This window comes from Halogranum amylolyticum, from assembly GCF_900110465.1.
In the GTDB taxonomy this organism is placed as follows: Archaea; Halobacteriota; Halobacteria; order Halobacteriales; family Haloferacaceae; genus Halogranum; species Halogranum amylolyticum.
This window is the reverse complement of sequence record NZ_FODV01000006.1, coordinates 128412-148746: the sequence shown is the minus strand read 5'-3', so window position 1 is coordinate 148746 and position 20335 is coordinate 128412. Positions and strand designations below refer to the sequence as shown.

The 20335-nt window shown below is 67.5% G+C and carries 16 protein-coding genes and 2 pseudogenes; 4 read left to right on the top strand and 14 right to left on the bottom strand.

Features of this window, described 5'->3' with window-relative positions:
* Window positions 1-3: 3 nt before the first annotated feature.
* From BSG17_RS13675 to BSG17_RS13655, 5 genes are all read right to left on the bottom strand, one after another.
* Complete coding sequence (locus tag BSG17_RS13675) at window positions 4-2175, bottom strand: DUF7846 domain-containing protein (protein ID WP_089825007.1); 2172 nt, start codon at window positions 2173-2175, stop codon at window positions 4-6.
* A gap of 3 nt (window positions 2176-2178) precedes the next feature.
* Entirely contained in the window at window positions 2179-3318 is a 1140-nt protein-coding gene (locus tag BSG17_RS13670) for an ABC transporter ATP-binding protein (protein ID WP_089825005.1), read from the bottom strand.
* Window positions 3308-4933: an ABC transporter permease gene (locus BSG17_RS13665; RefSeq protein ID WP_089825003.1), complete on the bottom strand. Its 1626-nt coding sequence runs from the start codon at window positions 4931-4933 to the stop codon at window positions 3308-3310. The genes BSG17_RS13670 and BSG17_RS13665 overlap by 11 nt, the downstream gene beginning before the upstream one ends.
* 15 nt (window positions 4934-4948) lie before the next feature.
* The gene (locus BSG17_RS13660; protein ID WP_089825001.1) at window positions 4949-6133 is read right to left on the bottom strand and encodes an extracellular solute-binding protein; all 1185 of its coding nucleotides are present in this window, start codon (window positions 6131-6133) and stop codon (window positions 4949-4951) included.
* Window positions 6134-6204: 71 nt separating this feature from the next.
* Window positions 6205-7362: an alpha-1 4-glucan-protein synthase gene (locus tag BSG17_RS13655; RefSeq protein ID WP_089824999.1), complete on the bottom strand. Its 1158-nt coding sequence runs from the start codon at window positions 7360-7362 to the stop codon at window positions 6205-6207.
* Window positions 7363-7479: 117 nt separating this feature from the next.
* Here BSG17_RS13655 and BSG17_RS13650 point away from each other — a divergent pair, with 117 nt between their 5' ends.
* Window positions 7480-8652 carry a sensor histidine kinase gene (locus tag BSG17_RS13650; RefSeq protein ID WP_170864807.1) on the top strand — a complete coding sequence of 391 codons (1173 nt, stop codon included), beginning with the start codon at window positions 7480-7482 and terminating at the stop codon, window positions 8650-8652.
* Window positions 8653-8677: 25 nt separating this feature from the next.
* Here BSG17_RS13650 and BSG17_RS13645 read toward each other — a convergent pair whose 3' ends face one another.
* The 5 genes from BSG17_RS13645 to BSG17_RS13625 all read right to left on the bottom strand — a co-directional run bounded on the left by BSG17_RS13645 (window position 8678) and on the right by BSG17_RS13625 (window position 13046).
* Window positions 8678-10993 (bottom strand): DEAD/DEAH box helicase, encoded by a 2316-nt coding sequence (locus tag BSG17_RS13645; protein WP_089824996.1) that lies wholly within the window; start codon window positions 10991-10993, stop codon window positions 8678-8680.
* A gap of 123 nt (window positions 10994-11116) precedes the next feature.
* Window positions 11117-11320 (bottom strand): hypothetical protein, encoded by a 204-nt coding sequence (locus tag BSG17_RS13640; RefSeq protein WP_089824994.1) that lies wholly within the window; start codon window positions 11318-11320, stop codon window positions 11117-11119.
* Window positions 11308-11649, bottom strand: a complete 342-nt coding sequence (locus BSG17_RS13635) for a DUF2029 domain-containing protein (protein ID WP_089824992.1) — start codon at window positions 11647-11649, stop codon at window positions 11308-11310. The genes BSG17_RS13640 and BSG17_RS13635 overlap by 13 nt, the downstream gene beginning before the upstream one ends.
* A gap of 39 nt (window positions 11650-11688) precedes the next feature.
* Window positions 11689-12054, bottom strand: coding sequence for a hypothetical protein (locus BSG17_RS13630; RefSeq protein ID WP_089824989.1), 366 nt, complete (start codon window positions 12052-12054; stop codon window positions 11689-11691).
* Between the two features lie 77 nt (window positions 12055-12131).
* Complete coding sequence (locus tag BSG17_RS13625) at window positions 12132-13046, bottom strand: DNA-3-methyladenine glycosylase family protein (RefSeq protein ID WP_089824987.1); 915 nt, start codon at window positions 13044-13046, stop codon at window positions 12132-12134.
* Window positions 13047-13207: 161 nt separating this feature from the next.
* On the opposite strand from BSG17_RS13625, the gene BSG17_RS13620 reads away from it, so the two are divergent.
* Window positions 13208-13441, top strand: a complete 234-nt coding sequence (locus tag BSG17_RS13620; protein ID WP_089824985.1) for a hypothetical protein — start codon at window positions 13208-13210, stop codon at window positions 13439-13441.
* Window positions 13442-13611: 170 nt separating this feature from the next.
* Window positions 13612-13740 (top strand): annotated as a pseudogene (locus BSG17_RS27800) (RNA-guided endonuclease TnpB family protein); the annotation flags it as partial.
* A 58-nt stretch (window positions 13741-13798) separates the two neighbouring features.
* On the opposite strand, the gene malQ reads toward BSG17_RS27800, so the two are convergent.
* Both malQ and BSG17_RS13605 read right to left on the bottom strand, forming a co-directional pair.
* Window positions 13799-15292, bottom strand: coding sequence for a 4-alpha-glucanotransferase (malQ, locus tag BSG17_RS13610; RefSeq protein ID WP_089824983.1), 1494 nt, complete (start codon window positions 15290-15292; stop codon window positions 13799-13801).
* Window positions 15293-15542: 250 nt separating this feature from the next.
* Window positions 15543-15983: a hypothetical protein gene (locus tag BSG17_RS13605; RefSeq protein WP_089824981.1), complete on the bottom strand. Its 441-nt coding sequence runs from the start codon at window positions 15981-15983 to the stop codon at window positions 15543-15545.
* Window positions 15984-16057: 74 nt separating this feature from the next.
* Here BSG17_RS13605 and thrS point away from each other — a divergent pair, with 74 nt between their 5' ends.
* Window positions 16058-17983, top strand: a complete 1926-nt coding sequence (gene thrS / locus BSG17_RS13600) for a threonine--tRNA ligase (protein WP_089824979.1) — start codon at window positions 16058-16060, stop codon at window positions 17981-17983.
* A 24-nt stretch (window positions 17984-18007) separates the two neighbouring features.
* Here thrS and BSG17_RS13595 read toward each other — a convergent pair whose 3' ends face one another.
* Together BSG17_RS13595 and BSG17_RS13590 are read right to left on the bottom strand one after the other, a co-directional pair.
* Window positions 18008-19471 carry an alpha/beta hydrolase family protein gene (locus BSG17_RS13595; protein ID WP_089824977.1) on the bottom strand — a complete coding sequence of 488 codons (1464 nt, stop codon included), beginning with the start codon at window positions 19469-19471 and terminating at the stop codon, window positions 18008-18010.
* A gap of 76 nt (window positions 19472-19547) precedes the next feature.
* Window positions 19548-20327, bottom strand: a pseudogene (locus BSG17_RS13590) (MFS transporter); the annotation flags it as partial.
* Window positions 20328-20335: the final 8 nt, after the last annotated feature.

Sequence of the window (20335 nt, the reverse complement as noted above, 5' to 3'; positions counted from 1 at the left end):
GTCTCACGCCGTCTCGTTTACGACTTGCACGTCGGTCTCGCCCGCGACTCGCGCGTCCGTCTCGACCGACACGCCCGACACGTAGTCACCGGCCGGGCCGACGTACGTCCCCTCCGTGCCGCACTCCGTCGTCAACGAGCACACCCGCGTCTCCGGCGGCCAGACGACGCGAATTTCGTCTCCACTCGCGTCGACGGTCGCCTCCTGCCGGTAGGTCACCGTCGCCCCCGACTGGGTGACGAAGGTGACGACGAGGTCGACCTCGCTCGCGCCGTCCGGTGTCGCGACCTGCGCCGGGTCGGTCGCTGCCGGGAGGTTCGTCACCCGCGCGCCGTCGGGCGTCAGCGTCCACTCGACGGTCAGCGACCCCTCGGGCTCCACGCCGCCGACGTCGTAGCGGGCGTACCCCGTCTCGCTCTCGAGGCGGACCGTCGCAGACGTGGCGCGGGCGGGCACGCCGAGCGTCGACGTCGCGTTCACCCGCTGGCCTTCCAAGACGTCCAGCTGCTGGAGCCGCGGCGTCACCGGGTCGACCGCGCCGGTCCACTCGCCCCGGTAGGTGAACCGGTACGGCGTCCGGTTCGCGGCGACGTTCAACGTCTCCACGTCCCGGTCCGGTCCGCCGTCGAGCACGTAGAGGACGTCGCCGTCGAACCCGGGGTCGTTGCGGAGGTACTGGAACGGATGCTGCTGCCAGTCGCCGTAGGGGTCGGGGAGGAAGACCACGGCGTCGTCGAACTCGGTCTCGACGAGCGGTTCGTAGGTGGCCGCGAGATTCGCCGTCCGCTGGCCGTTCTCGGCGAACGGCTCCGAGAGCACCTGCGCCTCGGCGGTGGCGACGACGGGCGCGGAGACGACGAGCGCGAGAAGCAGGACGCCGCGGACCTCCGCCGGGGAGAACCGCGCTCGCGCCTCGCGACGGAGCGTCCGGACGACCGTGAGCGCCCCGACGGCCGTGAACGCCGACAGCGGCAGGAGGAGATCGAAGTGGTAGAACGGCCCGAGCAGGTCGATCAGTTCGTTGCGCATCCCGTTCAACGTCCCCCAGAAGTAGACGTTGCCGAGGACGACGCTCGCGACCAGCCCTGCGAGGACGAGTTGCACCTCGCGGTCGGGCATCCGAGCGGCCGCCCGTCCCCGCTTCGAGAGCGGCGAGGGTCGCCGTGCGGACGCCGGACCCGCGAACGCCCGCCGGATCGTCACCCCGAGACCGAGGAGGAACCCCAGCGTCCCGACGAGGCCGGCCGTGGTCCACTTCGTCGCGAACAGCGCGAGCAGTCGGACGGTCGTCTCGACGGCCAAGGCGGGGGTGTAGTGCCGCTCGTAGCCGAGGATCTCGCGGCGGCCGAAGCCGACGCCGTCCGCCGGGGCGAACGCCGCGTAGGGGAAGACCAGCGGGTCGCCCGTCACGACGGCGTTGTACGCGAGCGTCGCGCCGACGAAGCAGAGACCGGGGACGGCGATACCGAGATACCGCCCGAACACCGGGCCGAACTCCTCGGCCTTCCACGCCCGCCACAGCGACACCAGCGTGTGGCCAATGAAGGGGAGCGCGAACAGCACCGCCGTGTACGACCGCGCGAAGAACACGACGCCGATGGCGGTCCCCGCGACCACACTCCAGGGGAGACTCTCGCGGCGGGCCGCCCGGACGTACGCGAAGCCGAACAGGAGGTTGAAGAACGTCGCCGGCGCGTACGAGAGGAACGTCGCGGAGGTGACGAGAAACAGCGGTGATCCGAGGAGGACGAGCGTCGAGAGCGCGCCCGTCTGCCGGTCGAACGCCTGCGCCGTCAGCCCGTAGACGAGCGCGGCGTTGCCGGCGGCGACGACGCCGAGGACGACGTCGAACCGGCCGGTCAGCGCCTTCGAGAGCGCGAAGACGGCGGGGACGACGGGGGAGTACTTGCCGTACATCTCGACGCCGCCGACCTCCGTCGGCGCGTCCGCGACGACGAAGAACCACGGGCGGACCACCTCCGCGAGCCGGCCGGGGTAGAGAAACAGCTGTCCCTCCAGCAGCATCGACGCCTGCAGGAGGTAGACGCCCTCGTCGTCGTTGACCGAGTGGTACGGAAAGAGGTTGGTCGCGAGGACGTAGACGGCGATGCCGGCCAGCAGCGCGACGACGAGACCGAGGAGGGCGAACCGTCGCTGCCGACGCTCTCTTTTCATCCGTCAGTCGCTCGAGTGGACCGCCGTACGCTGGCCGTGCGGGAACCACGACAGCTCGTGGTCGGCGTTGACGGCCACGGCGACGTCGGCGTCGAGCGGCACCGTGTCGTCGTGGTTGTGCATGCACTGGACGCTGTCGCCGTTGTCCAGTTCGACTTCGTAGAGGATGGTCGGCCCGAGGTAGCGCCGCTGGACGACGTGCCCGTGGGCGTCGCCGTTCTTCGCAGGGGTCGCGATCACGTCGTCCGGGCGGACGAGGACGTCGATGCGGCTCTTGTCGTACTCGGGGGCGAGACCGTGGATCTGTTCGCGCGGGACGGTCCCGAGGTCGGTCTCGACGTCGTCGCCGTTGACGTACCCCGAGAGGAAACTCGCGTGGCCGAGGAAGGAGGCGACGAACCGCGACTCGGGGTGTTGGAACACGCCTTCAGGGTCGCCGATCTGTTCGATTCGACCGTCGTTGACGACGGCGACGCGGTCGGAGATGGACATCGCCTCCTCCTGGTCGTGTGTGACGGAGACGGCGGTAACGCCCGCTTTCTTCAGGATGCGACGCACCTCCTCGCGCATCTGCACCCGGAGGTCGACGTCGAGGTTCGAGAACGGTTCGTCGAGCAGGATCATCGCGGGTTCGGGAGCGAGCGACCGGGCGAGGGCAACCCGTTGTTGCTGGCCGCCCGAGAGCTGGTCGGGGTAGGAGTCGCCCTGCGCCTCGAGATCGACGAGGTCGAGCAGTTCGTCGACGCGCTCGCGCCGCTCGCGTTTCGACCACTCGTTGAGCCCGAAGGCGATGTTCTCGCGGGCAGTGAGATGCGGGAACAGCGCGAACTCCTGGAAGACGACGCCGATCCCCCGCTGTTCGGGCGGGACGAACTCGCCGGGTCGGGAGACGGGGTTCCCGTTCAGGCGGATCTCGCCACCGTCCGGCCGTTCGAGCCCCGCGACGAGGCGGAGCGTCGTCGTCTTCCCACAGCCCGAGGGGCCGAGCAGGGTGAGGATCTCTCCCTCTCGGACCGACAGTGAGAGATCGTCGATGACCGTCTCCTGGCCGTAGCGTTTCGTCACGCCGTCGAGTTCGAGGACGGCGTCGTCAGTCGGTTCACCTTTCAGTACGTTGGTTCGGTGTTCGAGTTCACTTGACATCGTATCCCTCCTGTGAGAGGATGACCAGCATCGACAGCCCCGACACGAACAGCAAGATGAGCGCCGGCATCGCCGCCTCTCCGAAGTAGCCCTGTTCGTGTGCCGCCCACACCTGCGTGACGAGCGTCCGGAACCCCGGCGGCGAGAGCAACAGCGTCGCCGGTAGTTCCTTCATCGTCGTGAGGAAGACGAGCGCCGCGCCGCCGACGACGCCGGGTGCGACGAGCGGCATCGTCACCTCGCGGAACGCACCCGCCGAGGTGCGCCCGAGCGTCCGCGCCGCCTCGGGGAGCGCCGGGTTGACCCGGAGGAAGGAGGCGCGCATCGACCCGACCGCCTGCGGCAGGAACCGGACGAGGTAGGCGAAGACGAGCAGGTAGACGGTCTGATACAGCGGCACCTCACCGCCGATCTCCAACTGCGTCCCGAGGTAGACCAGCGCGAGGCCGAGCACGACGCCCGGAACCGCGTAACCGACGTAGGTCGACCGCTCGAACGCGTCTGCGAGTCGCGATCGGTGGCGGGCTGCGAGGTACGCGACCGGCAGCCCCAACGCCGTCGCCACGACCGCCGCGGCGGCCGACACGCCGACCGAGTTCACCACGTAGGTCAACTCGAACGCCAGTCCCCCCCCGACGTCGCCGACTCCCCGTGTGAACCACACGAAGAGGATGCCGACGGGAACGACGAGCGCGAGTCCGGAGACGGCGGCGCAGAACCCGAGCGCCGGGAGCTTCCACTTCCCGAGGCGGGCGACGTCGCCCGTGCGACCGCCCTGTCGCCCCGAGTGAAGCGGTTGGTCGCCGCGGATGCGCGACTCGAGTGCGAGGACGAGGAACGTCACGCCGACCAGTTGGAGCGACAGCAGCGCCGCGAGGTCGCGGTTGAAACTGTTGAACTCGACGTAGATAACCCGCGTGAACGCGTTGAACCGCATGATCGCGGGCGTCCCGAAGTCTGACAGTGCGTAGAGTGCGACGAGCAACGCGCCGGCGGCGACGGCCGGGCGGATCTGCGGCGCGGTCACGCGCTTGAACGCCTCCCAGCGCGTGTGTTCGAGCGTCCGCGCGGCGTCGATCAGCGTCGTGTCCATCGACTTCAGCGCCGCCCGCGTCGTGATGTAGACGTAGGGGTAGGTGTAGAGCGTGAGCACCAGACTCGCGCCGACGAAGCCGTAGATCTCCGGTAGGCGCTCGACGCCCAGCGGCGCGAGCAATCGCTGGAACGACCCCTGCGGACCGAACGCCGAGACGAACGCGAACGCGCCGATGTAGCTCGGGATGACGAGCGGGAGCGAGACGGCGACGGTCCAGAACTTCTTGAACGGGAGGTCGGTACGGACGGTGAGATACGCCAGCGGGACGCCGAGGAGCACCGACGCGACGGTGACGGCCGTCACGAGCAGCGCGCTGTTGACGAAGACGTCCAGCGTCTGCGGTCGGAACGTCAGCGCCAGCGCCTCTTCGAGTCCGACCTGGAGCGCGTTCTTGACCAGCCAGACGAGCGGGAGCAACACCGCCGCAGCGACGGCCGCACTGGCGACCGTCGGTGCCAGCGGCAGGTTATCTGTCCGTCCGTCGTTCGCCGTCGTCCCGGTCTGTTGGTCCGTCGCCATCGTTGTCAGTCGTTCTCAGAGGACGCCGACGTCGCGCAGCAGTTCGACGGTCCCCTGGAGATCCGACAGTTGGGTGAGGTCTAACCCCTCGGGTGGGTTCAACTCGTCGATGTTCGGTAGCTCCGCCAGCGGTTCGATCTCGGGGACCAGTGGGTACTCGAAGGTCTCGCGGGCGAAGTAGTCCTGCGCCTCCGCCGACAGCAGATGGCGCACGAAGTTCGCGGCGAGCGTCGTCTGATCGCTGCTGTTGACGACGGCACCGCCGGCGACGTTGAAGATGGCGCCCGCGTCGTTCTGAGTGAACGCGACGTCGATCGGCGGGTTCCGACGTCCGGCCTGCACCCGGAGCGTGTAGTAGTGGTTCGCGAAGCCGGCACCGATCTCGCCGTCGGCGACGGCCTGCGAGACGAGGAACTCGTCGTTGTACGACTGGACGCCGAGGTCCTGCATCCCTTGGAGCCACTGGCGCGTCGCCTGCTCGCCCTCGAGGATGCGCATCGCCGTGACGAACGCCTGGAACGAGGAGTAGGTCGGTGCCCACCCGAGGTTGTCGCGGAACGCCTCCGTCTCGGGGAACGCCATGACGTCCTCGGGGATCTCCGACTTCGAGAACTGGTTGGTGTTGAACGGCACCGACCGGGCGCGGCCGGAGGTGCCGACCCAGTTGCCGTCGGGGTCGCGGAACTGTTCGGGGACGAACTCCAGCACCTCGTCCGGGAGCGACGTCGTCCGCCCGGCCTGCTTCAACTGGCCGAGCGCCCCGGCGTTGACTGAGAAGAATACGTCGGCGGGGCTGTTGTCACCCTCCGTCTGGATGAGGTTGACGAGGTTCATCGCCGAGTCGTACTTCGGCTGGACCGTGAAGTTCGGGTAGAGATCCTCGATGAACTCGACGAGCGTCCCGACGAGCGGTTCGCCGCGGCCGGAGTAGAGCGTCAGTTCGCCCTCGAGGTCGGGCATCTCGTTCATCGAGACGCCGCCCTCGATGGTCCGATCGCCGAACGGCGACCGACCGGAGCCGATCTGCTCGCCCGCCGTCCCGTTGGCGGTACTGTTCCCGCTACCGCCGTCGCCGCCGTCGTTCCCCGAGGACGGCAGCAGACTGCTACACCCCGCGAGGCCCGTCGCTCCGACCGTCGCGCCCGCCGCGAGGAATCGTCGTCGACCGTGCAGCCGTGGCTCCCTATCGTCGTCGTTCATGTATGATTTAGGTGTACCTAAATCATTTATAGCTGCCGGTTCGGGAACCGCTTACGAAGAACTCTCCGGGCTCAGTCATCGGCGACTGCCGGTTTCTTCGGGGCCGCGAGGGCGTCGAGACAGTCGAGCCACTCGTGCATGTGTTCGCCGACGTAGGTGAAGAACTCCCCGTTCGTGTACTCCTCCCAGTCGCCCTCGGCGAGCGCGTCGGCCATGGCCTCGAAGACGGCCGCGTAGCTCTCGGCGTCGCCGCCGACGTCGTCGATCTCCTCCCAGAGATGTTCGTTGAGTTCGAGCCCCGGCACCTCGTTGTTCAGGTCGTCGAACGTGGGTCGCGGTGCCTTGTTGTGCTCACACAGCGGGTAGCCGTTGACGACGTCCTTATCGAGGACGTCTGCGGCGCGCTTCAGGAAGACGCCCGACCAGATGTCGTCGAAGCGACCGACGTCCCACTCGTTGTCGTCCATCGGCAGTTGGTAGAACGCCGGGATGATCTCGCGCTTGAACGCGAGGTTCATCGAACAGACGGTGAGATACTGACCGCGGTCGGCGACGAAGTCACCCGTGAAGTCGTCTTTCGACGTTCTGGTCTGGGCCTGTCCCCGCAGGTCGCCGTCCATCAGGATGCGGACGGCGTCGAGGTCGGGGACGTTCGTCCAGAGCCCCTGCGAGGCGACGACGTCCATCACCTCTGCCGTTCCCGTCTCGACCGTCTCGTCCATCGCGCCGTAGGGGTAGCCGCGGGGGTAGAGGCCGTGTTCGTCGGCGTTCTGATAGAGGACGTTCACCCACCGTTCGTCCGAGCGGACGGACTCTATCTCGCCCTCGTAGTGGAGGTTCTCCATGTGCCGGCCGAAGAAGTCCCACTCGTCGTGCGGGAGAGTGTCGTCGTCGATGAAGACGCCGTAGTCGAACCGCTCGTGTGCCCACATGTAGAGTAGGCCGAAACTGGTCTCGGCGTGACTCGCCGCGGGGACGACGTGGGCGTACTGTGCGACGTCGTTCGCCTCGTACCACTCCGCCCGTCGACTCCCGTCGAAGACGGCCCCGTCGACGCCCTCCTCGTCGAGCATCGCCTCCATCGCGTCGGTGTCACAGAAGTCCTCGGTGACCAGCAGTACGAACAGCCGATCGAGGTCGAACCCGTGCTCGCGGGCGTTCCGGAAGTACGACCGCATGCACTCGTACTCCCGAATCGTCGGCACGACCACACAGATGTCCTGGCTCATTGCTCCTGAGTTTTTAGGCCAACCAAAAATAGCTGTTGTTTGCGCTCGGCTCGTCTGGTTCTCGATGTCGAGAATTAACGGATAAGGTACATGCTCCGTCGACGAGAAGGGGTGGTGATGAGTACTCCGACTCGCACATTCCGGGCGGTCGTTCGCGACGCGCTCATGCTCGACACGCTCGACGAACCGACGGAGGTCGCCGACAGACGGGACCGAGGCGGCCTCCGCCGGGTCGTCGCCAGTGGCTCGGTGAGTCTCACCGGGCTGGCACTTCTAGTTCCCCACCTCACACATCTCGGCGGCGGGCCGCTCCTCGGCCTCTCGCTCGCTGTCATCGGTTCGCTGGTCTCGTTCGGTCTCTTTCTCGTCGGAATCGCTCTCGCCCGCAGCGGGTTCACGACGACGAACGTCGTTCGCATCTCCGTCTGGAACCTCCTCGGAGTCGTCGTCCTCGGCTCGGTGATGGTCGCGAACCTCGTCTACCAGACCCAACTCGGGACGACGCTCCGAGCGCCGACGTTCACCGTCGCGAACCTGCTGGCGCTCGGCGCGGCCGCACACGTCATCATCGGGTTCTACGACGCTCGCCGTGTCCGCGCAGAGCAACTCGCCCGCGAACGCCAGAAGATCGCCGTGCTGAACCGCGTCATCCGACACAACCTCCGGAACAGCGCGACGGTTCTACAGGGTCACGGTGACATCCTCGCCGACGGCGTCGACGACGAGGAGCTGGCCAACTCGGCCCGAGTCGTCAGCAGACACGCGGCGACCATCGGTAGCCTCGCCGACAACGCCAAAGAGATCATCCGAATCTACGACCGCGGAGCCGTCGACTACGAGGCTTACAACGTTCGAGCGCTCGTCGAGGACGCGGCCGCCGAAGCGGCACGCACGTATCCCGACGCAGCCGTCACCGTGGACGTCGCCGACGGCGACGCGGAGTACTGGGTCGACGCCGACTCGGATCTCTCGCTCGCCCTCGAGGAACTCGTCGAGAACGCCGTCGAACACAACGGCTCGGAGACGCCGACCGTCGACCTCTCGCTCACTGCGGACGACGACTGGGTGACCGTCGGCGTCTCCGACGACGGACCGGGCATCCCGGCACACGAGAAGGCTGTTCTCACCGGCGAGGCCGAACTGACGCAGCTCCGACACGGCAGCGGCCTCGGCCTCTGGGTCGTCCGCGCGGTGGCCGACGTTTCACGGGGCGTCCTCGGCTTCGAGGAGTCTGCGACCGGCGGTTCACGCGTGACGCTCCGACTCCGCCGGTCGCGGTCGCCGCAGTGAGTGATTATTTCGACAGCGTCGTTCGCTACTCGGTCAGCGCTCGCAACAACGTCACCGCGGGCTCCTTCGCGAGCGGTTCGTTGGCGTTCCCGCAGTGCGGCGACTGGACGCAGGCCGGACAGCCGTCCGCACAGTCGCAGTCGTCGACGAGTCGAGCAGTCCGCACCAGCAAGTCTTCGATCCGGTCGTAGCCGCCGCGAGCCAGGCCGACGCCGCCGGGGTAGCCGTCGTAGATGAAGATGGTACTTCGCTCGGTGTGGTCGTGATACGGCGTCGAGATCCCGCCGACGTCGCCCCGGTCACAGAGCAGCGACAGCGGCAGCAGCGAGATGGTCCCGTGTTCGGCCGCGTGGATGCCGCCGTTGAACCCCCACTCGCCGTACTCCTCGCGTAGTTCGGCGTCGACGTCCGGAGGAACGGTGTAGTACAGCGCCTTCGTCCGGAGCGTCGTCGCCGGGAGGTCCAGCGACCCGCGGCCGATCGCCTCGCCGCGCTTCGGGTCCCGACGTTCGAAGCCGGTGATCTGCGTCGTCACGGTGACGTCGGCGAACCGGACGTGGACGTCTGGCCGCGCCGACAGCGGCTTTTCCAGCAGGTCCGCCTCGACGTCGATCTCCTTGTCGCTCAGGATGCGCGTGTAGTAGTCCGCCCACGTCGGTTGGAGCTCGGCGACGTCGCGGTCGAGATCGAGGTCGACCACCTCGTAGGACTGCCCCTGGTGGTGGTAGACGGCTCCCGGATGGGCGTCGCGGAGGCCGTCCGAGAAAGAGAGCGAGCCGACGACCTCGTTCTTCCGACGGTCCAACAGGTCGATCTCGCGGTCGTCGATGGTTCGCAGGCTCATCTCGTGTTGCGGGCTGCCGCCGGCGTTCGTCCAGCGGACGCCGTCGGCCGTGTCGCGCCGGTCGAGCTTCCCCGCGGACTCGAGGTCGGCGACGAGGTCCGGGAACGGCGACCCGAAGTGCCGTTCGTCGTCGGTCGACAGCCAGTTTTCACTCGCTGCTGACCGGACGTGACCCGGCAACAGCTGTTCGTTCTCGGGGTTCGAGAGCGCCCACTCGGGGTCGCCCTCGAAGAAATCCTCGGGGTTGTTCATCAGATACTGGTCGAGTTGGTCCTCGCCGCCGACCATCACGACGAGCGCGGGGTCGTCGCCGCGGCCCGCCCGCCCCGCCTGTTGGAAGGCAGACATCCGCGTGCCGGGGTAGCCGTCGAGTAACACGGCGTCGAGACCACCGACGTCGACGCCGAGCTCCAAGGCGTTCGTGCTCCAGACGCCGCGAACCTCGCCGGCGTGCAGACCCGCTTCGATCTCGCGGCGACGCTCGGGGCAGAGCGCGGCCTGGTACGCCTCCACCGCACCGGCGGCGTCGCGCGCGCCGCGCTCTCGGAGTTCCGTCGAGCTATCCGTGGCGTACCGCTCGGCCGCCTGACGAGCGCGGGTGAACGCCAGCGTCTGGTGACCCGCCGCGACGAGGTCGACGAAGAGGTTCTTCGTCTCGACGTGGTTCGACCGACGGCGACCGCTTCCTCTCTCTCCCTCGTACTCCGGCGGGTTCCACAACAGCCAGTGCCGTGGGCCGGTTCCGCTCGTGTCCTCGTCGACGAGCGTGAACGACGACTCCTCCTCGCCGGTCACCCGTGCGGCGTGGTCGACGGGGTTGCCGATGGTGGCCGAACAGCAGACGAACTGCGGGTCGGCGTCGTAGCGCTCGCAGATCCGCTGGAGTCGCCGGAGCGTCAGCGCGACGTGGCTGCCGAAGACACCTCGGTAGCTGTGTACCTCGTCGACGACGACGGTCTCCAGCGAGGAGAAGAACCAGTCCCAGAGACGGTGGTTGTAGGGTAGAAGGGCGTAGTGCAGCATGTCGGGGTTCGAGAGCAGGACGGTGGGTCGGCGGTCTCGGACGTCGCGTTTCTCGGTATCGTTCAGCCGCCCGGTGTACTGCGCGACGGAGACGCGACTGCCGAAGCCGAGTCCTCGCGCCAACTCCGAGAGCGTCTCCTCCTGATCGGCGACGAGCGCGTTCTGCGGGCCGAGATACAGACTCCTCCCGCCGTGGTCCATCGCCCGCTCGAACGCCGGGACGGTGTAGGCGAGGCTCTTGCCGCTCGCCGTCTCGGTGGCGAGAACGACGTTGTCGCCGTCGCGGACGGCCTCGATCGCCTCGGCCTGGTGGCGATAGAGACTCGTGATGCCTTCGGACTCCAACGTCGACGCGAGGCGAGATTCGAGGTCGACGTCGACGAACGTGGGGTCGCGGGCGGGAGTCCGTCGATGCTCGTGGATCTGCCCCTCGTAGTACGGTCGGCTTCGCAGCCACTCGACGATGTCGTCCACGGTCGGACTCGGGACGCAGCGTGCCTAACGGTTGTGGTGGTGGCGGTTCGTCGTGTCTGCACTGGTGTGTCGACGGCCGCACTCACCGTGGCCGCCAGCAGCGGGCGACGAGTGCTTCGTTCGTCACCCTTTCCCGACCCGAACTCCGGCCAGCACCAGGAGCACGACCGCCGCGACGACGATCACGAAGACGGGTCCCGTGAGGGTGGCGGACGTCGGTGCCTCGGGAGCCAAGACGAACAGCCAGAACGTCATCCCGCCGACCAGACTCGCGAGGGCGAGGAGGGCGACCCTCGGAGACGAACTCGCCGGGACTACTCCGAACATCGCCCCTCCGACTCCGCTCGCTCTTGGATCTCTCGAAGCGCCTGCTCCTGTTCGTCGCGTGTCAACCCGCCGGACTCGACGTGTCGTCCCTCGTACTGCCAACCGGGGATCATCTCCCAGACGCTCTCGCTCTCGTCGGCGCGCTCGCGTCGACCCTGACGGTACAGCGCGCCCGTGGCGACGAGCGCGGCGATACCGAGGAAGCTCCCGAGAACCACCCACCACGCCCGTCGTCCGAAGGAGCCGGCGGCGGCGACGACGGGGAACACCAGCGCGGCGGCGAGACCGGTCAGGACAGCTCTCGCGACCGTCGAACTACTGAAAACCATGCGATGTGTTATCGATGCGGAGTCAAGTAGCTTGTCCTGTCAAAGATCGTGTCGGTCGCTCTCGCTTCCGCCTTCGTTCCCGCGCTCGCGAAGCCCCGTCTCCCGGTCGCGTCGGGTCGTCGGGTCGACCCCGCGGTCTCGACCGTCGGACTCCCACTCGGGGACCGCCGCCCAGACGGTGCCGAGCGCGTCGCCTCCGGCGTCCGTCTGTCGGTAGAGTACGACTGCGACGACGAGGCTCGCGAGGGTCAGCGAGAGACCGACGACGCCCACCCAGCGAGGCGGCGTCGCCGGGTCGACGCCGCTCGTGGACAGCGTCGCGACTACGACCACCCAGCACACCAACAGGACGCCGACGAGGTCGGCCGCGCTGACCGCTTCGAGGCGGGCCAGACCGGGGACCATGGTTCGAACGTCATCGTGAACCAGCAAATACGCTCGGGTGATTCTCACGCGCTGGGGGTGGTTCTCGCGCGGCGAGTCTACTCTCTGCCGGCGCGCAGGTAGTGGAACACGTACGTCTGGGTGTAGCCGGCGTAGTCGCCGCCGAACGCCTCGCGGATCGCCCGCGACGTGGTGGCGTAGCCACCCTGTTCGCAGTCGGGGTAGTAGTCGGCGATAGCCGTCCGAATCCACGTGTCCAGCGGGACGGCCTCCAGGTAGCCGAGCGAGAACAGCAGCACGCAGTCGGCGACCTTGTCGCCGACGCCGACGAACCGCGTCAGCGACTCCCGGGCGTCCTCGTACGCCATGCCGAGCGCCTCGTCCGGATGCGCCTCGCCGTCGGCGACCATCTCCGCCGTCCGCTGGACGTAGGGGGCGCGGTAGCCGAGTTTCAGCTCCCGTAGCTCCGCTTCCGTCCGCGCCGCCAACTGCTCGGGTGTCGGGAAAGCGTGGTACGCCTGTCCGTCCATCTCCACGACGTCGCCGAACTCACGGGCGAGCGCCAGTTGCATCCCGTGGATGCGCGAGACGCGCATCTGTGCCGAGCAGATGAACGAGACGAGACAGGCGAACGGTGGGTCGCGGACGAGTCGCATCCCCGGGTAGGCTGCGTAGGCCCGTTCGAGCAACGGGTCGTCCGGCGTCGCCTCGAGGATGGCGTCGAGGTCGTCGTCGAGGCGGAGCAGATGCGTCAGGATCGGCACGGCGTCGGTCGTCGACTCCCACTCCAGGAGGCCGTCGGTCTGACGCACTCGGACGACGGCCCGTTCGTCCGTCACGCCCGACAGCGGCGGGACGACCGTCTCGTACCACTCCTCGCCGCCGTGGACGTTCAGTTCGTCGTACATCCCGCCGTCGGCCCGGTCCCAGAGGTAGCTCTGTCCGCTCTCGACGGTCGCCTGTAGGTCGAACTCACCGTCGACGTCCGCGAGGGGAATCGCGCCAGTCTCCATCGTTCGACGGGAGGGACAGCGCAGGTTTCCGGGTTTCGGTCGTCGGCGACTCCACCGGAGCGGCTGTAATCACGTCATATGCTACAGGGGCCCGTGCCAGCGTCAGGCGCTGTACCCGTCGAACGTGCGGCTTATACGCTTCGAGGACTGAACCGCACGTGATGAATACATTCGACACAACCTCGCTCGGTACGGTCCTCGGGCTCGTACTCGTGGCGGCCGGTGAACTGTTCGCGGCTGCGACGGTGGCGACGCTCGGCGTCGCACTCGTCGGCCTCTCGCTTCCGGCTGGACTGCTGGTCACGACGTGGCGACTCCTCCGCGCGACCGACCGTCGCGTCCGGGGTCGGGATCACTTCGTCAACGTCGACGGCGTCCTCTACCCGCGAACCTGAGGCCGACCCGGTCGGGCTGACCGCTCTCCAGTCGACTGTCCCACGACGGGCTATCTTTCTACAAGGAGAGAATCCCGCCGTTTACCGCGGGAGTGAATCCAAGACTCCCTACACAGACCACCGACGACGTTCGGGCAGGATACTCCACGCTGATCCGTGCCATTGGGTACTTGCGTCAGAAGATAGCTCCGTGTCCTCACGGCGAGGAGAGGAGTAACGGCTGTGTGGCACAGCCATCGACACACTTGTTCGACCGCGAGAGCGGGACGTTTCGCACGAGAGAGCAAGTGATGTCGTAGCCCGGCAACTATCCCACCTGCGGTACGGGAAGCCCCGCCGTTTACGGCGAGGAGGACGTCACCGGATGTGGATATCAGTCAGCATCGAGAGGTGGCTGGCAACGTCGCCGTCGAGCCCAGCCTCGGTGCAGCGCCACTCCCAGTTGCCCTCGGCTGTCCCGGGGGTGTTGAACCGGGCGTGGCTGTCCAACCCGAGCAGGTCCTGCATCGGTGCGAGCGCGAGGACGGCGTTGGAGTTCCAGACGGCCTCGATCATCGACCAGTGGATCTCGCTACCGTCGACGCCGAGGTTGTAGTGGAGACAGTCCTTCTGCTCCGACGGGAGCGAGCTGTAGTAGCCGACCGTGGTGTCGGTGTCGTGCGTCGCCGAGTAGGCGACGGCGTTCTCGGGGTAGTGCATCGGCTGGTTCGGGTCGCCGGCCTGACACCAGTTCGCGTAGTGTGGGACTTTCATCCCCGGGAAGTCGAACTCCTCGCGGAAGTCGATGAGCTGTTGGTCGATGAAGCCGAGGTCCTCCGCGATGAAGGGTAGATCGCCCAGTTCGGCTTCGACCGTCTCGAAGAAGTCGTAGCCCGGAGCGTCCCGCCACTCGCCCGCGGCGGGGCTGTCGGCGTCGGCGGGGATAGCCCAGTACTCGTCGAACCCTTTGAAGTGGTCGAGGCGGGTGATGTCGACCAACTCGAACAGGCGGTCGAACCGTGCGAGCCACCACTCGTAGCCCGTCTCCTGCAGCGTCTCCCAGTCGTACAGCGGGTTCCCCCAGCGCTGTCCGCTGTCGTCGTTGTTCGGCGGGACGCCGGCGACGACGGCGGGTTCGTGCTCCTCGTTCAGGTCGAACGCCTCCGGCGCGGCCCAGACGTCGGCGCTGTCCAGCGCGACGTAGATGGGGAGGTCGCCGACGAGTTTCACGCCATGTTCGTGGGCGTACTCCAGCAGGTCGTGCCACTGACGGTCGAACACGAACTGGACGAACTCGCGGTACCGGACGTCGTCGGCCAGTCGCTCGCGGTACTCGTCGAGGGCGTCCGCGTCGCGGGTCTTCACGTCGTGTGGCCACTCGGTCCACAGCGCGCCGTCGAACTCCTCTTTCAGGCTCATGAACAGCGTGTAGCCGTCGAGCCACGCGGATTCGCGCTCGCGGAACGCCTCGAAGGCCTCGCGGTCCTCGTCGCTCGCGGACTCCTCGAACCGCTCGAAGGCGGTGCGGAGGAGCGGCCGTTTGTACTTGCCGACGGCCTCGTAGTTCGTCTCGTGCGGGTCGAACTCGCCGGGAACCGGTTCGAGGTCGTCGTCGGTCAGGTAGCCCGCGTCGACCAACCGTTCGAGGCTGACGAGAAGCGGGTTGCCGGCGAACGCCGAGTACGCCTGGTACGGCGAGTTGCCCATCGCGGCCGAGGTCGGCCCGAGCGGACAGACCTGCCACAGCGATTGGTCGGCGTCGGCGAGAAAGTCGACGAAGGTGTAGGCCCCGTCACCGAGGTCGCCGATGCCGTGCGGGCCGGGGAGAGAGGTGACGTGCATGAACACGCCACTTTGACGATCGAATCGCATGGATGGGGTATGTCGTGGAGGGGGTTTGAACCGTTTGGTCGGAGTGGTACTTGGTGGACGGTCTCACCGGAACCGCGGTGTGATCGGTGTGTGCGTGATGTGGTCGGCCCGCCCTGGCGTGGTCAGCACGCCCTGGCGGCGACCTATAGTAACGAGTGTGAGTCATCACTCACCCGACCACACGACGGCGTGCGGTCGGGTGAGCGACCAGTTACACGAGCTACTATAGAGATGGTACACCCGACCCCGGTCACCCGTCGTCGACGAAGACGTCGAGCGTCGCGTCGGTGCGCCGCGTCGTGAGCGTCACGCCGACGAACCGGCCGTTCTCGTCGGTCGCGTAGCTTCGCTCCCGAACTCCGCCGCCGGTCCGCCCGAACGTGAGACGGGGAGGGCGGTCGTACGAGCGGTCGAACGTGATCGAGACGGTGTCGCTCTGCGGGCCGGTGGCGACGCCGCGGTGGACGTCTATCGGAGGCGCAGTGGTTCCGCGCGACGGACGTCGGACTCGTGATCCGCCACGGTCGGGTGCCGTCGCTCCGGTTGTCGGCGTAGTGGTTGTTGCCGGCGGCGTCGGTCTCGGCCTCGCGCATGCGGTGGATCGTGTGTCCGTCGCTCGTGTAGTCGTTGTGGCCGACTGTGAGGTGAGTGACGCCCGCCGTCGGCGATGCGCGGGTCCACGCCCCGACAAAGCTCTTTCCCCGCTCTGACACACCGTCGCGCGTCTCAACAACACTTATCCGAACGCTCCGATTCCGTTCTCGTATGAGCGACATCGTAGTCATTCTCCCCGACGGGTCGGAGCTCTCCGTCCCGGAGGGTTCCTCCGTAGAGGACGCCGCCTACGAGATCGGACCCGGTCTCGGCAAGGACACGGTCGCCGGTGTCGTCGACGGCGAACTCGTCGACAAGGCGACGGAACTGCACGACGGCGACGACCTCGTCATCGTCACCGACCAGAGCGACGAGTATCTCGACGTGCTGCGGCACTCCGCGGCCCACGTCTTCGCACAGGCGCTCCAGCGACTCCACCCCGAGGCCAAGTTGACCATCGGCCCGTGGACGGACCAAGGGTTCTACTACGACGTGACGAACGTCGACCTCGACATGGACGACCTCGAGGACGTCGAGGCCGAGATGGCCGACATCGTCGCGGAGGACCTCCCCATCGAGCGCGTGCTCGTCGACCGCGAGGAGGCGCTGGAGAAGTACGCCGACAACGAGTTCAAACGCGAGATCCTCGAGACCGAGGCCGCGGGCGAGGACCCCGTCTCGTTCTACCAGCAAGGCGAGTTCGAGGACCTCTGTCAGGGACCGCACGTCGAATCGACGGGCGAGATCGGCGCGTTCAAACTCCTCAACATCTCCTCGGCCTACTGGCGCGGCGACGAGGACAACGAGACGCTGACGCGCGTGTATGGGACGGCCTTCGAGAGCGAGCAGGACCTCCACGACTTCCTCGAGATGCAGGAGGAGGCCAAGGAGCGCGACCACCGCAAGTTGGGCCAGGAGCTCGAGCTGTTCTCCATCGACGAGACGACGGGGCCGGGGCTACCGCTGTACCACCCGAACGGCAAGCGCATCCTCGACGAACTCGCCGACTACGCGAAACAGCTCAACCTCGACGCTGGCTACGACCCCGTCGAGACGCCGCACCTGTTCCGGACGGAACTGTGGAAGAAGTCGGGCCACTACGACAACTACGTCGACGACATGTTCCTCCTCGACGTCAACGACGAGGAATATGGATTAAAGCCGATGAACTGCCCGGGTCACGCGACCATCTTCGACCAGCGCTCGTGGTCCTACCGCGACCTGCCGGTCCGCTACTTTGAGGACGGCAAAGTCTATCGGAAAGAGCAGCGCGGCGAACTCTCGGGGCTCTCGCGCGTCTGGTCGTTCACCATCGACGACGGCCACCTGTTCGTCCGTCCCGACCAGATCGAAGACGAGATCAACCTCATCATCGACAACATCCTGAGCGTCTTCGACACGTTCGATCTCGAAGCCGAGGTGGCGCTGGCGACGCGCCCGGAGAAGTCCGTCGGCAGCGACGAGATCTGGGAACAAGCGGAGTCTCAACTCAAGTCCGTCCTCGACGACAGCGGCATCGACTACGGGCTCGAACCCGGCGACGGCGCGTTCTACGGTCCGAAGATCGACTTCGCGTTCAAGGACGCGCTCGGTCGTAAGTGGGACGGCCCGACGGTCCAACTCGACTTCAACATGCCCGAGCGCTTCGAGTTGACCTACACGGGCGAGGACAACGAGGAGCACCGGCCGGTGATGATCCACCGCGCGCTCTACGGCAGTTACGAGCGGTTCTTCATGGTGCTCATCGAACATTTCAACGGGAAGTTCCCGTTCTGGCTCGCCCCCGAGCAGGTGCGCATCCTCCCGATCAGCGACGACCAGCTCGGGTACGCGAAGAAACTCCAGTACCAACTCGGCGACTTCCGCGTCGACATCGAGGACCGCTCGTGGACGCTCGGCCGCAAGATCCGCGAGGCACAGGAGGACCGCGTCCCTTACATGGTGATCGTCGGCGGCGACGAACAGGAGGCCGAGACCATCTCCGTCCGCGACCGCAAGGAACGCGAGGCGAAGGACGTCACCGTCGAGGAGTTCCGGAGCCACCTCGAAGCCGAACGCGACGAGAAACGCGCCGAACCCGACTTCCTCGACGAGTAGTCGAGGAGCGGCTCCCCGCCCCTCTCACTGCGTCTGCGGCGTCGACTCCCCGGCGTCCGTCTCGCCTTTCCCTCTGTTTCGTTCCGTCAGCGCGTCGAGTTCGCCCGTCGCTCGACGCTGGTAGTCGTCGTGCCGGAGCAGCCGCATCAGCACGCCCATGTGACCGACGTCCCACTCGACGCGGTTCTCGTCCGGCACTTCCCACGAGTCGAGGAGCCACCGGGTCGTGTCGTACGGCGCGACCTCGTCGCGACGGCCGCCGAAACTCACCACGCGCTCGGGGTCGATGCCACACGTCGTCGGCGGGTTCAGCAGCGGCGCGAATTCGCCGAGCAGCGCGGGCGTCCACCCCGCCGCTCGCAGCGCGTCGTCGGTGTCGAGCAGTTCGAGCAGTCGACTGCGGACGAGCGTCTCGTCGATCACGCCGGGTGCGCCCGCCGGGAACGCTAGGTCCGGCCGCGTCGACTCGGGCCACGACCCGCAGTGGCCGACGACGTGGAACGACGTGATGCCGCCGAGGCTGAGACCGCCGACGGCGACGGCGGGCGCACCCTCCTCTCGCGCCCAGTCGACGAGCACGCCGTTCTCGAGCGCCGCCGCCGAGAACAGTTGGAACATCCCCACCGGTGCTCTCGCGAGGTACGGCTCGCCGCTGTAGTAGCCGGCCGTCTCGCGACGGCCGTGCCACGGGGCGTCCGGGAGCACCACGCGGTAACCCTCCTGCGCGAGCGGCCGAGCGAGCGCGGCCTCCGGCGGCCAGTAGGCCATCGTGTCGTTCATCATGCCGAGCCCGTGGTTGAACACGAGCGTCGGCAGCGTCGAGCGGTCGCCGTCGTCGTCGCCCTCGTCGGCCGGTTCGTACACTCGGGCCGTCGCCGTCTCGAAGTACGGCGAGGGCGACTCGAACCGGAGGAACGACTCCCGTGTCCCCGGACCGGGAACCGCTCGTGACCGTTCGACGGTCGGCAGGTCGCCGTCGAACCCGTAGAGCCGCTCGGGGTTCGTCAGGTAGCCCTCCCACTGGTGGGCGGCGGCGTCAGGTCTCGGCACGTCGTATTTGACCGCCGGCAGCAAGTGGTCGCTCGCGAGGAAGCGAAAGAGTCGGGTCGGTTGGGCGTGGCGGTCCGCGGCCTCGCGGCGCTGGCGTTCGACGGCGACGAGTTCGTCGGTGTCGACGTCGCCGTCCCCCCAGAACGCCGTCTCCCAGCGCTCGTTGGCCTCCTCGAACGCCTCGCGTCGGGTGGCGTACTCGGCGAGCGCAGCCTCGATTCGCGGGTGGAGATCCGGTGCGGGTGGGGTGCCGACGGCCTCGAGGAAGGCCGCCGGGCCGTGGCCGAGCGACACGTCGGCGGCGGCGCGGGCGCGGTTGATACCGAACTCGCTTCGGAGGCCGCGGAGCGCCAGCCGTTCGACCGTCCGTGTCTCGAGCGGTCGGCCGAGCGGCGAGGTCAGCAGTCGGTGGATCCGTGGCGTGTCGAGCGTGTCCATACCTGCCTTACGGCCGTCGTCGTCTTGACACTAGGCCCGCAGCCGACGTCGTTCGGAACGCCCACGACGGCCTCGCCTACCACTCGGTCAGCGCGGTCGGGCCGTGGAAGTACGAGAGGACGCCGAAGAACGTCACGACGCCCGTGATCGCCGACGCGCCGCCGACGTAGAACACCCACGCCATGCCGACTTCGGCCATCAGATAGCCGCCGAGCAACGGCGCGGCGACGCTGCCGGGTCGCCAGACGAGTTCGCGGATGCCGAAACTGCTGGCGACGCCGCCGTCGTCGGTGCCCTCGTCGGCGAACAGCGCCATGCTCGCGGGTTCGCGGAAGCTGTCGGCCACACCCAGAAGCCCCGAGAGCGTCACGAGCGGGACGAACGCGGGCGAGAGCGGGCCGAGGACGGGGAGCGTCGACGGCAGTCCGAGCGCCGTCCCGATGGCGGGCGAGAAGGGGACGGCGAGGGCGACGAGACCGTAGAGCCCGCCGCCGAAGAAAATGAACAGCGCGCGGCCGTGACGGTCGGAGATTCGGCCGGTGTGAGGTTGCAGCAGCATATTACAGAACTTCTCGGCGATGATGGTGAGGCTGACCGCGAGCGCGCCGTAGGCGAGGCCGCCGTTCGCCGCCGTGACACCGGCGTAGATGGGGATCCACGTCCGGACGAGCGTGACGGCGACGGCGTACTGTGCGCGAAAGCTCGTCAGCGAGACGATGCGGCGGTTGACCGCGAGATCCGAGAAGGGGAAGCCGTGGATGCGCGTCTCGTCGGGCGAGAGCGACAGCCACGCGAGGCCGGTGGCGACGGCGAGGATGGCGGTGATGAGCGCGAAGATGGGCGTGAACGCGAACAGCGTCGTCC

What these genes read in the sequence shown, in the direction of transcription:
- BSG17_RS13665 (WP_089825003.1), bottom strand. Translation starts at nt 4,933, where the DNA reads ATGGCGACGGACCAACAGACCGGGACGACGGCGAACGACGGACGGACA.
- BSG17_RS13650 (WP_170864807.1), top strand. Translation starts at nt 7,480, where the DNA reads ATGAGTACTCCGACTCGCACATTCCGGGCGGTCGTTCGCGACGCGCTC.
- BSG17_RS13640 (WP_089824994.1), bottom strand. Translation starts at nt 11,320, where the DNA reads ATGTTCGGAGTAGTCCCGGCGAGTTCGTCTCCGAGGGTCGCCCTCCTC.
- BSG17_RS13660 (WP_089825001.1), bottom strand. Translation starts at nt 6,133, where the DNA reads ATGAACGACGACGATAGGGAGCCACGGCTGCACGGTCGACGACGATTC.
- BSG17_RS13655 (WP_089824999.1), bottom strand. Translation starts at nt 7,362, where the DNA reads ATGAGCCAGGACATCTGTGTGGTCGTGCCGACGATTCGGGAGTACGAG.
- BSG17_RS13595 (WP_089824977.1), bottom strand. Translation starts at nt 19,471, where the DNA reads ATGGACACGCTCGACACGCCACGGATCCACCGACTGCTGACCTCGCCG.
- BSG17_RS13620 (WP_089824985.1), top strand. Translation starts at nt 13,208, where the DNA reads ATGAATACATTCGACACAACCTCGCTCGGTACGGTCCTCGGGCTCGTA.
- BSG17_RS13670 (WP_089825005.1), bottom strand. Translation starts at nt 3,318, where the DNA reads ATGTCAAGTGAACTCGAACACCGAACCAACGTACTGAAAGGTGAACCG.
- BSG17_RS13625 (WP_089824987.1), bottom strand. Translation starts at nt 13,046, where the DNA reads ATGGAGACTGGCGCGATTCCCCTCGCGGACGTCGACGGTGAGTTCGAC.
- BSG17_RS13635 (WP_089824992.1), bottom strand. Translation starts at nt 11,649, where the DNA reads ATGGTTTTCAGTAGTTCGACGGTCGCGAGAGCTGTCCTGACCGGTCTC.
- thrS (WP_089824979.1), top strand. Translation starts at nt 16,058, where the DNA reads ATGAGCGACATCGTAGTCATTCTCCCCGACGGGTCGGAGCTCTCCGTC.
- BSG17_RS13675 (WP_089825007.1), bottom strand. Translation starts at nt 2,175, where the DNA reads ATGAAAAGAGAGCGTCGGCAGCGACGGTTCGCCCTCCTCGGTCTCGTC.
- BSG17_RS13630 (WP_089824989.1), bottom strand. Translation starts at nt 12,054, where the DNA reads ATGGTCCCCGGTCTGGCCCGCCTCGAAGCGGTCAGCGCGGCCGACCTC.
- malQ (WP_089824983.1), bottom strand. Translation starts at nt 15,292, where the DNA reads ATGCGATTCGATCGTCAAAGTGGCGTGTTCATGCACGTCACCTCTCTC.